Genomic DNA, 13,029 nt, shown 5'->3' on the forward strand with positions numbered 1-13,029 from the left:
TTGGTATTACTCAGGGCTGGCGCAGTTTACGTGCGTCGGAAAACCTTTCGAGAGGCTCTCCGACGCTCCGTGCCCGCGCGGACGAATTCCGTAGGAACCGTCTTACTTGCCCGACTTGATCTTGGTCCAGGAACGGGTCATGAGGCGCAGGATCTTCGGCGGCAGCTCATGCTGCACGAAGAGTTTGTCGAGAACCTCCTGGGATGGGTACACCTCAGGATTGTTGCGCACGGACTCATCCATGAATTCGCCAGCCTTGGGGTTCGGGTTGGCGTAGCCGACGTAATCGCTGACCTTGGCGATCACTTCGGGTTTGAGCAGGTAGTTGATGAACGCGTGGGCCGCCTTCGGGTTGGAGGCATCCTTCGGAATGGCGAGGATGTCGAACCAGAGGTTGGCGCCTTCCTTGGGAATGGCGTAGGCGATGTTCACGCCCTTGCCGGCTTCCTTGGCGCGGTTGGCGGCCTGGAATACGTCACCGGAGAAACCGGCCGCGACGCAGATGTTGCCGTTGGCCAGGTCGGAGATGTACTTGGAGGAGTGGAAGTAGGTGACGTACGGACGCACCGCCATCAGCTTCTCTTCCACCTTCTTGTAGTCGTCCGGGTTGGTGCTGTTGGGGTCCAGCCCCATGTACTTGAGCACAGCCGGCATCATCTCGTCGCCCGAATCGAGGAAGGCGACGCCACACTGGCTGAGCTTCTTCATGTTCTCGGGCTCGAACAGCATGGCCCACGAATCGATCTTGTCGACACCCAGCACGGCCTTGACCTTGTCGACGTTGTAGCCGATGCCGTTGGTGCCCCACAGGTACGGCACGCCGTACTCGTTGCCCGGGTCGTTGGCCTCGAGCTGTTTCATCAGGTGCGGGTCGAGGTTCGACCAGTTCGGCAACTGGCTCTTGTCCAGCTTCTGGAACGCACCGGCCTTGATCTGGCGACCGAGGAAGTGGTTGGACGGCACGACCACGTCATAGCCGGTGCGACCGGCCAGGAGCTTGCCTTCCAGGGTTTCGTTGGAGTCGAAGACGTCGTACACCGGCTTGATACCGGTTTCCTTCTCGAAATCGGCGAGGGTGGTTTCACCGATGTAGTCCGACCAGTTGTAGATGTGGACGGTCTGTTCCGCCTGGGCCAGCGAAGTCAGGCCGAGGAGGGAGACTGCAGCGATCAGGGTTCTGCGGAAGGGAATGCGCACACGTGAGTCCTCTCGTTGTTTTTTACTACTTCAGTCGGTTGCTGCCGGGGTTTCGACGGCCGGTCCGTGGGTAGCGCCGAACCCTTCATCAGCACGAGAGCGCCAGGGCTTGCGCAGCCATTCCACCGATGGAAGCTGTTTGTTGCTGCCGGTAGCGGCGAGGGAGGGCACTCCCCCGCCGCAGTCCCGGACCATCCGCTGCCGCGTCAGGCGGCAGCGACTACCCGATTACTTGCCGGACTTGATGGTGGTCCAGCTGCGGGTCATCAGACGCTGGGTCTTCGCCGGCAGATCCGGGAAGGCGTACAGCTTCTTCATGGTTTCCGGAGTCGGATACACGCCCGGGTCGTTGCGGATCGCATCGTTCACCATCGGAGTGGCCGCGGCGTTGCCGTTCGGGAACTGCACGACGTTGGTGATCTCGGACATGACCGCCGGCTCAAGCAGGAAGTTGATCCACTTCAGCGCGGCTTCCTGGTTCTCGGCATCTTTCGGAATGGCGACGGTGTCGAAGAACGCGCCAGCACCTTCCTTCGGAATGTTGTACTTCACAGTGACCTTGTTCTTGGCTTCTTCAGCGCGGGACTTGGCCTGGTACACGTCACCCGAGTAACCGATGGCCACGCAGATGTTGCCGTTGGCGATATCGGAAATGTACTTGGAGGAGTGGAAGTAGGAGATGTACGGACGAATCTTCAGGAACAGCGCTTCGGCTTCCTTCAGCTCTTTCGGGTCCTGGCTATCCGGCTTGTAACCCAGGTAGTGCAGGGCCGCCGGGAGCATTTCGGTCGGCGAGTCGAGGAAGCTCACGCCGCAGGCCTTCAGCTTCTGGATGTTTTCCGGCTTGAACACCAGGTCCCAGGAGTCCACCGGGGCGTTGTCGCCCAGCGCGGCCTTGACCTTGTCCGGGTTGTAGCCGATGCCGATGGTGCCCCACATGTAGGGGATCGCGTACTGGTTGCCCGGGTCGCTGATCTCCAGGGTCTTCATGATGTCCGGATTCAGGTTCTTCCAGTTCGGCAGCTTGGACTTGTCCAGCGGCTGGTAGACGCCCGCCTTGATCTGCTTGGCCAGGAAGGAGTTGGACGGCACCACGATGTCGTAGCCCGACTTGCCGGCCAGCAGCTTGGCTTCCAGCACTTCGTTGCTGTCGTAGACGTCGTAGACGACCTTGATACCGGTTTCCTTGGTGAACTTGTCGACCGTGTCCGGCGCGATGTAGTCCGACCAGTTGTAGACGTGCAGCACCTTGTCATCAGCCTGCGCCATACCAGCCACAGCGCCTGCCAGCGTTACAGCGAGCAGGGATTTGCCGAAGGTCTTGAACATGCGGGTAGCTCCGTTTGTTTTTTTGATGTTCCGGGTGGCGTGGACATCTCCTTCCGTCACCACCCGGTGAGCCTGGCCAACGCACAGGCGCAGTCTGTCAAAGGTCTGGTGAAAGACTCAAGACAGAACGGCTGCGGCGGTTTGATCGAGGCACTTGCGCGCCAGAGTGATCAGGTCATCGATCTGCGATTTCTCGATCACCAGCGGCGGCGAGATAATCATAGTGTCTCCCACCGCGCGCATGATCAGACCGTTGCGGAAGCAGTGCTCGCGGCACAGCATCCCGAGACCCTTGCCTTCGAAGCGCTCGCGGGTCTTCTTGTTCTTCACCAGCTCCAGTGCTGCCACCAGGCCTACCCCGCGGGCTTCGCCTACCAGGGGATGGTCGGCCAGCTCTTGCCAGCGTTGTTGCAAATACGGTGCCGTTTCGTTCTTCACTCGCTCGACGATCTTCTCTTCGCGCAGGATGCGGATGTTTTCCAGCGCCACCGCAGCGGCTACCGGGTGACCAGAGTAAGTGAAGCCGTGGTAGAACTCGCCACCCTCATTCAGGGTATGGACGATCTCGTCGCGAACGATCACACCGCCCATGGGGATGTAACCGCTGGTCAGGCCCTTGGCGATCGGCATCAGGTCCGGGGCGTTGCCGAAGTACTGGCTGCCGAACCATTCGCCGGTACGGCCGAAACCACAGATCACTTCGTCAGCGATGAACAGGATGTCGTACTTGGCGAGGATCTCGCGGATCTTCGGCCAGTAGGTTTTCGGCGGAACGATCACGCCACCCGCGCCCTGCAGGGGCTCGGCGATGAAGGCAGCGACCTTGTCTTCGCCGACTTCGAGAATCTTCTTCTCCAGCTGCTCGGCAGCCCAGACGCCGAACTCTTCCGGGTCCATGTCGCCGCCTTCGCCGAACCAGTAAGGCTGGGCGATGTGCTCGATACCCGGGATCGGCAGGTCACCCTGCTCGTGCAGCGCCTTCATACCGCCCAGGCTGACGCCGGCGACGGTGGAGCCGTGGTAGCCGTTCCAGCGGCCGATGACCACTTTCTTCTGCGGCTGACCCTTGATCGACCAGTAGTGGCGGACCATGCGCAGCACGGTGTCGTTGGACTCCGAGCCCGAGCCGGTGAAGAACACGTGGTTCATGCCTTCGGGAGCGATGTCGGCGATGGCCTTGGACAGCTCCAGTACCGGCGGGTGTGCGGTTTGGAAGAACAGGTTGTAGTAGGGCAGTTCCTGCATCTGCTTGTAGGCGGCTTCAGCAAGTTCCTTGCGACCGTAACCGACGTTCACGCACCACAGGCCAGCCATGCCGTCGAGGATCTTGTTGCCCTCGCTGTCCCACAGGTACACGCCTTCGGCCTTGGTGATGATGCGCGCACCCTTCTCGTTCAGCTGCTTGTAATCGGTGAACGGAGCCAGGTGGTGATCGCGGCTGAGCGCCTGCCAGTGTTGGGTGTTGGCGCTGGTCTGGTTAGTCATCTTGATAAAACCTCTTCTCTAAGAAACACGGGGCCCGGCCACGCGCCGGACCCCACGCCGATCAGACAGAAAGCAGGAGGAACTCGCGCTCCCAGGAACTGATTACTCGCTTGAAGTTCTCGTGCTCGGCGCGCTTCACCGCGACGTAGCCTCGAATGAACTTGTCACCCAGGTATTTCTCCAGGGTCTTGCTGCCTTCCATGCACTCCAGTGCAGCCTCGATGGTCAGCGGCAGGCGCAGGTTACGCCGTTCATAGCCGCGGCCCTTGACCTGCGCACTGGGTTTGAGGCCTTCGACCATGCCGATGTAGCCACACAGCAGGCTGGCGGCGAGGGCCAGGTAGGGGTTGGCATCGGCGCCGGCCAGGCGGTTTTCCACGCGGCGGTTGTCCGGGGTGGAATCCGGTACGCGCAGGCCCACGGTGCGGTTCTCTTCGCCCCATTCCACGTTCACCGGCGCCGAGGTGTCGGGCAGGAAGCGGCGGAACGAGTTGACGTTCGGCGCGAACAGCGGCAGCGCCTCGGGGATCAGCTTCTGCAGGCCGCCGATGTGATGCAGGAACAGCTCGCTCATGCTGCCGTCGGCGTTGGAGAAGATGTTCTTGCCGGTCTTGATGTCGACGATGCTCTGGTGCAGGTGCATGGCACTGCCCGGCTCGCCGGTCATCGGCTTGGCCATGAAGGTCGCGGCCACGTTGTGCTTGAGGGCGGCCTCGCGCATGGTGCGCTTGAACACCACGATCTGGTCGGCCAGGTCCAGGGCATCGCCGTGACGGAAGTTGATCTCCATCTGCGCGGTGCCTTCTTCATGGATCAGGGTGTCCAGATCCAGGCCCTGCAGTTCGCACCAGTCGTACATATCTTCGAACAGCGGGTCGAATTCGTTCGCCGCGTCGATGGAGAAGGACTGGCGACCTGTCTCCTGGCGGCCGGAACGGCCCACCGGAGCCTGCAGCGGGTAGTCGGGGTCGTCGCTGCGCTTGGTAAGGTAGAACTCCATCTCCGGAGCCACGATCGGCCTCCAGCCCTTTTCGGCGTAAAGCTGGAGGACGCGCTTGAGGACGTTGCGCGGCGACAGCTCGATGGGGTTGCCCAGCTTGTCGTAGGTATCGTGGATGACCATCGCGGTCGGCTCGATGGCCCAGGGGACGAGGAACACGGCATTCTCGTCCGGGCGGCAGACCATATCGATGTCGGCCGGGTCCAGCAGATCGTAATAGATGTCATCCTCGACGTAGTCACCGGTCACGGTCTGCAGGAGAACGCTCTCCGGCAGGCGCATGCCCTTCTCGTTGAGGAATTTCGCAGTCGGCGCGATCTTGCCCCGGGCGATCCCGGTCAGGTCGGCGATCATGCATTCCACTTCAGTGATCTTGCGTTCCTTCAACCAGCCACTGAGCTGGTCTAACTTGCTAGTCATAAAGACCTCAGGGTTTGAGAGCCCGGCCCCAACGCCGGACTCAGCGGTTCCCCGCCCTCTTGCTGCAGGCTTTGCCGAATGCCTGGAAGATAGCGAGATAGTTGGGGTTCGTTTCGACCTGCCATTCCGGGTGCCACTGCACCCCGACGGCGAAGGCCGTGCCTTCGACGGAGAAGGCTTCAACCAACCCGTCAGGCGCCAGAGCTTCTACACGAAGGCCGGGCGCCAGACGATCAACGCCCTGGCCGTGAATAGAGTTGACCTGGAACTGCGAGGGTAGCCCGATACCGGCGAAAACGCCGCCCGGCTGCACGTCAACGACGTGCCGCAGACCATATTGGATTTCGATCGGCTCACCGGCAGGTTCGCGGTGATCCATGAAGCCCGGGGCCTCGTGCACCTTCTGGTGCAGCGAACCGCCGAAGGCGACGTTCATTTCCTGGAAGCCGCGGCAGATGCCCAGCACCGGAATCCCGGCCGCGACGGCGCGGCGGATCAGCGGCAGCGTCGTACTGTCGCGCTCGGGATCATGAGGGGTGCCTGCAATGCTGGCGGAGCCACTATAATGATGGGGCTCGACGTTCGACGCCGAGCCTGTGAAGAGCAGGCCGTCGAACGCGGCCAACATGTCTTCCTGGTCGATGGCATCGCCCAGGGAGGGAATGATCAAAGGAATGCCCGAGGCCCCGGAGATCAGCGCTCTGAGGTATTTGTCGCCAGCAACATGGTAGGGTTTGGAACCGATCTGCTTGATGCAGGCGGACACGCCGATTAACGGCAGGCGAGACATGGGACACCCGTGTTTGTAAGTGTTATGGGCTTGAGGCCGAGCTTAGCCTTGTTCATTTTTTTACACAATAGCCATGTAAAAAATCAAACACGCCCCACTGAACAGCCCGCCAGCAAAGGCTCTCCGCGAATCAAAAGCGGCTCGAAACGCCCCAAAAACGGCCCATCAGGACTGATGCGCCCCACTTTGGTGCGACATTGACAACCCTTGCCAATTCGGATTGACTCACACCTCAGCTTTCGAATGATTGAAATTTTTAACAATAAAGGTGTGACATCATGTCGGTACCCCAGAGTGCCGTGTCGCTCGAAGAAGCGAGTGAGTTCCTGAAGGAACACCCCGAGGTCCAGTTCGTCGACCTCCTTATTGCAGACATGAATGGTGTGGTCCGCGGCAAGCGCATCGAACGCACCAACCTGCCCAAAGTCTATGAGAAGGGCATCAACCTCCCCGCCTCTCTCTTCGCTCTCGACATCACCGGCTCCACCGTGGAAAGCACAGGCCTCGGCCTGGACATTGGCGACGCGGACCGCGTCTGTTTCCCGATCCCCAACACTCTCTCCATGGAACCCTGGCAGAAGCGCCCGACCGCGCAGCTGCTGATGACCATGCACGAAATGGAAGAGCGCCAGCCGTTCTTCGCCGACCCTCGTGAAGTACTGCGTCAGGTCGTACAGAAATTCACCGATATCGGCCTCACCATCGTCGCGGCCTTCGAACTCGAGTTCTACCTGATCGACCAGGAGAACGTGAACGGCCGTCCGCAACCGCCGCGCTCGCCGATCTCCGGCAAGCGTCCGCAGTCCGTTCAGGTCTACTCCATCGATGACCTCGACGAATACGCCGATTGCCTACAGGACATCATCGACGGCGCCCGCGCCCAGGGCATCCCGGCCGACGCCATCGTCAAGGAAAGCGCCCCGGCCCAGTTCGAAGTCAACATGCACCACGTTGACGACGCCCTGAAGGCCTGCGATTACGCAGTCCTGCTCAAGCGCCTGATCAAGAACGTCGCCTACGACCACGAGATGGACTCGACCTTCATGGCCAAGCCCTACCCGGGTCAGGCTGGCAACGGTCTGCACGTCCACGTCTCGCTGCTCGACAAGGACGGCAGGAACATCTTCACCAGCGAGGATCCCGAGCAGAACGCCGCGTTGCGCCACGCAATCGGCGGTGTGCTCGAGACCCTGCCGGCGTCGATGGCGTTCCTCTGCCCGAACGTCAACTCGTACCGCCGTTTCGGTTCGGCCTTCTTCGTGCCGAACGCACCGAGCTGGGGCCTGGACAACCGTACCGTCGCCCTGCGCGTACCTACCGGAGCACCGGAAGCGGTGCGCCTGGAACATCGCGTCGCCGGTGCCGACGCCAACCCGTACCTGCTGCTCTCGGCTGTACTGGCTGGCGTCCACCACGGCCTGACCAACAAGGTCGAGCCGGGCGCGCCGATCGAAGGCAACGCCTACGAGCAGTTGGAACAGAGCCTGCCGAACAACTTGCGCGATGCCCTGCGCGAGCTGGACGACAGCGACGTGATGAACAAGTACATCAGCCCCGAGTACATCGACATCTTCGTCGCGTGCAAGGAGCATGAGATGCAGGAGTTCGAGTATTCGATTTCCGATCTCGAGTACAACTGGTACTTGCACACCGTATAAGTGGTAAACGAAACGCCGGCCCTCGTGCCGGCGTTTCCTTGTGCCTCTGGCACACCCGGGGAACTGCGACATCGCAACGGCGAGGAGGGGCGCCAGGGCGAGTCACATCCGTCGTTCCTTCCTGCTCGCGATGTCTCCATCCGCCCGCCCGGGCGCCATCGCGTCTGTCGTGTCTTTGCTGTCGCGCTATCGAGCGGCGAATGCCGCATCCGCTGATTACGTGGTTCATTCAGGGAGATCGCCAATGCCACGCCTGTACGCCTTGATTCTGATGCTGTTGTGTCCGCTTTCCGCCTGGGCGGAGCAAGTCATCCATGTCTACAACTGGAACGACTACATCGCTCCCGAAGTGCTCAAGGACTTCGAGAAGGACACCGGCATCCGTGTCGACTACAAGACCTACAGCACCGCCGAAGAGGTCAAGAAGGCCCTGGAGAGCGGTGAGAAGATCGACGTCGCCGTGCCTTCGCACAACGACCTGCCGGCACTGATCCGCGACAAGCGCATCCAGGCCCTGGACTTCAGCAAGCTGCCCAACCGCAGCCACCTCGACACCCAGTTGCTGAGCAAGCTGGCCGCCGTCGACCCCAACAACCAGCACGCCATACCTTATCTGTGGGGTGCCGTGGGCCTGGCAATCAACGAACCCGAAGCGGAGAAGGCCTACGGCGGCAAGCTGCCCGACAGCTGGAGCGTGATGTTCGACCCGCAGCAGAGCCAGCGCCTGAAGGCCTGCGGCATGAGCCTGCTGGACGCTCCGGACGAGGCCTTCTCGGTGCTGATGAACTACCAGGGCCGCAACTTCGCCCGCAGCGCGCCGTCGCAGATCCGCCGTGCCGGCGAGGTGCTCGCACAGCTGCGCCCGAACCTGCGCTACATCGACAGCGAGCGCTACATCCAGGACCTCAACGCCGGCAAGCTGTGCGTCGCCATGGCCTGGGTCGGCGATGCCCTGGGCGCCGCCAACGCCGGCCAGCCGGTGCGCTTCGTGGTGCCGCAGGAAGGCTCGGTGCTGTTCATCGACAACCTGGTGATCCCCAGCGCCTCCGAGCATCCGGACCTGGCCCTGAAGTTCATCGACTACCTCATGCAGCCCAAGGTCGCCGCGCAGATCACCGCCGCCACCCTCTACCCCAACGGCAACAAGGACTCCGCGCAGTTCCTCGATGCCGCCCTGCGCGACCAGCCGGGCCTGTACCCGGACCAGGAAACCAAGCGCCGCCTGTTTGCCCTGGAAACCGCGCCGGAGAAGACCGCCCCGGTGATCACCGAAGTCTGGGCCAAGCTGCGCGACGGCGGCAGCTGACTTGCCGAGCGCACCGGAGCTGGCGTCCAATAGCCGCCCAGCTCCGGAGACAGCCATGCCCGCTCCCACCCGCAAACCTCGCGCCAGCAGCCAGGCAAGAATCGCCGTGATCCTCGACGCGGCCCGCGCCCTGCTGGCCGAAAGCGGCGCAGCGGGGCTGTCGATCTACGCGGTGGCCGAACGCGCGGACATTCCCCCCTCTTCCATCTATCACTTTTTCCCCAGCGTCCCGGCGTTGCTGCAGGGCCTGACCAATGACGTCCACGCCGCCTTCCGCGCTTGCCTGGAACAACCCGTCGATCACGCTGCCCTACGCGACTGGCGCGACCTCGCACGACTGGTCGAACAACGCACCCTGGCCGTGTACGCCGAAGACGCCGCCGCACGCCAGCTGATCCTCGCCAGCCACGGCCTTGCCGAAGTCACCCAGGCCGACAGCCAGCATGACGTGCAACTCGGCCAGGCCATGCGCGCCCTGTTCGAGCGGCATTTCGAGCTGCCACCGTTGCCGCAGGATATCGAGGTGTTCAGCCTCGCCATCGAACTGGGTGATCGCGTTTACGCCCTCTCCGTGCAGCGTCACGGGCTGATTACCGAACGCCTGGCTGAAGAAGGCATGCGGGTGATCGATGCCTACCTCTCGCTGTACCTGCCGCCCTGCCTGCCGAAGCGCCCCTCACCCCTTAAATAAATCGATTTATATCCGATTAAAATCCGGATATACGGGCATTTCCTGAGAATAATTCACTTCATAAATCGATTTTTATCGGATATAAAATCAGACACTGCCCGCGGCGACCTATACTGGCCGCTCGTGACGCACTCTCGAATGACACAACCCAAAGCGCAGGATGGGGCGACGCGCATAGCGCCCTACGTCCCCAACTGAGCAGCCCCCAGGATCGCCCCATGACTACGTTGACCAGCACTCCCCGCGCCGATGGCTTCCGCATGCCGGCGGAATGGGAACCCCACACCCAGACCTGGATGGTCTGGCCCGAGCGGCCGGACAACTGGCGCCTGGGCGGCAAGCCGGCGCAGGCCGCCTTCAGCGCCGTGGCCCGCGCCATCGCCCGCTTCGAGCCGGTGACCATCGGCGTCTCCGCCGGCCAGTACGAAAACGCCCGCGCGCAGTTGGCCGACGCGGCCAACATCCGCGTGGTGGAAATCAGCAACGACGACGCCTGGGTGCGCGACACCGGCCCGACCTTCGTCACCAATAACGACGGCGAAGTACGCGGTGTGGACTGGACCTTCAATGCCTGGGGCGGCCTGGAAGGCGGCCTGTACTTCCCGTGGCACCGCGACGACCAGGTGGCAAGCAAGATCCTCGGCATCGAGCGCAGCGACGGCTACCGCACCGAAGGCTTCGTGCTGGAAGGCGGCTCGATCCATGTGGACGGCGAAGGCACGGTGATCACCACCGAAGAGTGCCTGCTCAACCACAACCGCAACCCGCACATGAGCCGCGAAGAGATCGAGGCCGTGCTGCGTGAGCACCTGGCCATCGACACCGTGATCTGGCTGCCGGACGGCCTGTTCAACGACGAGACCGATGGCCACGTCGATAACTTCTGCTGCTACGTGCGCCCCGGCGAAGTCCTGCTGGCCTGGACCGACGATCAGAATGACCCGAACTACGAGCGCTGCCAGGCCGCCATGCGCGTGCTGGAAACCGCCCGCGACGCCAAGGGCCGCCAGCTCACCGTGCACAAGATCGTCATCCCCGGCCCGATCCACGCGACCGAAGCCGAGTGCGAAGGCATCGACCTGGTGATCGGCACCCAACCGCGCGATCCGTCGATCCGCCTGGCCGGCTCCTACGTCAACTTCCTGATCGTCAACGGCGGCATCATTGCGCCGCGCTTCGACGATCCGGCGGATGCCGAGGCCGAAGCCACCCTCAAGCGCATCTTCCCCGAACACGAAGTGGTGATGGTGCCGGGCCGCGAGATCCTCCTGGGTGGCGGCAACATCCACTGCATCACCCAGCAGCAGCCGGCGCCGCAGAAGCGCTGAGTCGCTGAGTAATGAAAAGGCCGTCGCCCCTAACGGAGCGACGGCCTTTTTCATTGGCAGAGAGATGAGTCCGTAGGAGCGAGCTTGCTCGCGAACGACTTCGCGACGGGACTTGTTCGCGAGCAGGCTCGCTCCTGCTAAGAGCCCTCGTGCGCACCCATGAAAAAGCCGCCGCCTCTTGCGAGGTCGGCGGCTTTTTCGTTATCCCACGAGAATTACAGCAGCGGGATGGTGTAGCTGACGATCAGGCGGTTTTCGTCCTGGTCGCGCTGGGTCGCGGTGCCCGGCTGGCTGGCGGCCGGCAGGCCACTGCGCAAGGCAGCATTCTTCCAGGTGAAGCCCAGGCCCTTGAAGGTGCCATCCGGAATAACGTAGGCCAGGGAGATATCACGCTCCCATTCGCTTTGGTTACCCTGCTTGGTGTCGATGCTGTCGCCGTGCAGGTAGATGGTCTGGAAGGTCAGACCCGGAACACCAGCCTTGGCGAAGTCGTAGCCATAACGGACCTGCCAGGTACGTTCGCCAGCGCGCTGGAACTTACCGATCTGCACATCGGTGATCAGGTAGGCGGTGGAGCCTTCGCCGTCGCCACGGTTGAGGAACGGGAAGTCACTGTCGCCGTTGAGCACCTGGTAGCCGGCACCGAAGCTGTGGCCACTGACGGAGTAGGTGAACAGGCCGCTGAAGGCGCGGTTATCCACTTCCCCCTTGAGGGTATTGCCACCGTAGTAGCCGCTGCTGACAAAGCCATCGGCACGGCCGGAGGCGCTGCCGTTCTTGCCGTCGGAGCTGCTGTCGAAGGCACGCAGGTCGGTTTTCAGCACGCCCGGACCGATCGCCCAGTTGTGCTGCAGGCCGAGGAAATGCTGCTGGTAGAAGTCGGTGAGCTGACCGTAGTAGTACTGCAGGGTCAGGTCTTTGTTCAGTTTGTAGTCACCACCGGCGTAGTAGAACTTGTTGCTGTCGCGGGAGCTAATGCTCGAACCGTTGGCGCCAGCGATGCTCAGACTGCGGTTGTCGGTGGAGTTGCGGCCTTTGGAATGCTCCAGTTGACCGGCCACCAAGGTGAAGTCCTTGAGGTCGGTGGAGGTAACTTGGCCACCCTCGAAGGTCACGGGCAACAGACGGCCATCGTTATAGGTCACGACTGGCAGCTTGGGCTGCAAAGTGCCGTAGCGGAACTCGGTATTGGAAACCTTGGCCTTAGCAGTCAGGCCCAGGCTGCTGAAGTCATTCACCGCATCGCCGTTGCTCTTAGACGGGAACACGGTACCGCCCTGCTGCGAGGCCGACTCATAGTGCGTGCCGCCACCGCTGTCCAGGCGCACACCCAGCAGACCAAGAGCGTCAACACCAAAGCCTACGGTGCCTTGAGTAAAACCGGAGGTGTAGTTGAGCAGGAAGCCCTGGCCCCACTCTTCCTGCTTGCTCGGCTCGGCGGTGCCGTTGCGGTTGTCCGTGTTGATGTAGAAGTTGCGCAGGGTCAGGCTGGCCTTGCTGTCTTCGACGAAACCACCGGCGAAGGCCGACTGGGCCAGGCCCGCGGCGGCGATGGCGAGCGCGAGGCTCGATTGCGTGAGAGTGCGGCTTTTCATTGGAATTTCCCCATTTTATTGATCTTGGAAACACGCCATTCGCAACAACGACTGGCTCCCCCGGGAGTCCGACCGAATGGCAGGCAGCGGCCACGGCGTGACGAGCACGACGGGCATGCAGGATTCGTTGGTTGTTTCGACGCCCCGCTAGGCGGGAGCGAAGCGCAGGCAGGCGGACAGGGATACGGCAGAAGATGGGAAGGGCATGGATCGATTCTCGTGTCTTGTTG

Annotated in this window: 10 protein-coding genes; 4 read left to right on the top strand and 6 right to left on the bottom strand. The window is 62.1% G+C overall.

The window, feature by feature from the left end:
- Positions 1–102: 102 nt before the first annotated feature.
- The 5 genes from A6723_RS04200 to A6723_RS04220 form a co-directional block, all read right to left on the bottom strand.
- Complete coding sequence (locus tag A6723_RS04200) at positions 103–1,170, bottom strand: polyamine ABC transporter substrate-binding protein (protein ID WP_139092897.1); 1,068 nt, start codon at positions 1,168–1,170, stop codon at positions 103–105.
- Positions 1,171–1,425: 255 nt separating this feature from the next.
- Positions 1,426–2,526: a polyamine ABC transporter substrate-binding protein gene (locus A6723_RS04205; RefSeq protein ID WP_054908135.1), complete on the bottom strand. Its 1,101-nt coding sequence runs from the start codon at positions 2,524–2,526 to the stop codon at positions 1,426–1,428.
- A 117-nt stretch (positions 2,527–2,643) separates the two neighbouring features.
- On the bottom strand, positions 2,644–4,011 hold the full coding sequence (locus tag A6723_RS04210) for an aspartate aminotransferase family protein (RefSeq protein ID WP_054908136.1): 1,368 nt from the start codon (positions 4,009–4,011) through the stop codon (positions 2,644–2,646).
- A gap of 61 nt (positions 4,012–4,072) precedes the next feature.
- Positions 4,073–5,431 (bottom strand): glutamine synthetase family protein, encoded by a 1,359-nt coding sequence (locus A6723_RS04215; protein WP_024762141.1) that lies wholly within the window; start codon positions 5,429–5,431, stop codon positions 4,073–4,075.
- 40 nt (positions 5,432–5,471) lie between these two features.
- Complete coding sequence (locus A6723_RS04220; protein ID WP_054908137.1) at positions 5,472–6,221, bottom strand: gamma-glutamyl-gamma-aminobutyrate hydrolase family protein; 750 nt, start codon at positions 6,219–6,221, stop codon at positions 5,472–5,474.
- Positions 6,222–6,499: 278 nt separating this feature from the next.
- Between A6723_RS04220 and A6723_RS04225 the strand changes: the two genes are divergently transcribed.
- From A6723_RS04225 to aguA, 4 genes are all read left to right on the top strand, one after another.
- Positions 6,500–7,879: a glutamine synthetase family protein gene (locus A6723_RS04225; protein ID WP_054908138.1), complete on the top strand. Its 1,380-nt coding sequence runs from the start codon at positions 6,500–6,502 to the stop codon at positions 7,877–7,879.
- A 244-nt stretch (positions 7,880–8,123) separates the two neighbouring features.
- Positions 8,124–9,185 (top strand): polyamine ABC transporter substrate-binding protein, encoded by a 1,062-nt coding sequence (locus A6723_RS04230; protein WP_024762138.1) that lies wholly within the window; start codon positions 8,124–8,126, stop codon positions 9,183–9,185.
- 55 nt (positions 9,186–9,240) lie between these two features.
- Entirely contained in the window at positions 9,241–9,876 is a 636-nt protein-coding gene (locus tag A6723_RS04235; protein WP_054908139.1) for a TetR/AcrR family transcriptional regulator, read from the top strand.
- A 218-nt stretch (positions 9,877–10,094) separates the two neighbouring features.
- On the top strand, positions 10,095–11,204 hold the full coding sequence (gene aguA / locus A6723_RS04240) for an agmatine deiminase (RefSeq protein WP_054908140.1): 1,110 nt from the start codon (positions 10,095–10,097) through the stop codon (positions 11,202–11,204).
- Between the two features lie 215 nt (positions 11,205–11,419).
- Here the strand turns inward: aguA and A6723_RS04245 are convergent, their stop codons facing one another.
- Positions 11,420–12,799, bottom strand: coding sequence for an OprD family porin (locus A6723_RS04245; RefSeq protein ID WP_054908141.1), 1,380 nt, complete (start codon positions 12,797–12,799; stop codon positions 11,420–11,422).
- Between the last annotated feature and the right edge of the window lie 230 nt (positions 12,800–13,029).

It is taken from the genome of Pseudomonas sp. AU11447 (genome assembly GCF_001672555.2).
GTDB lineage: Bacteria > Pseudomonadota > Gammaproteobacteria > Pseudomonadales > Pseudomonadaceae > Pseudomonas > Pseudomonas nitroreducens.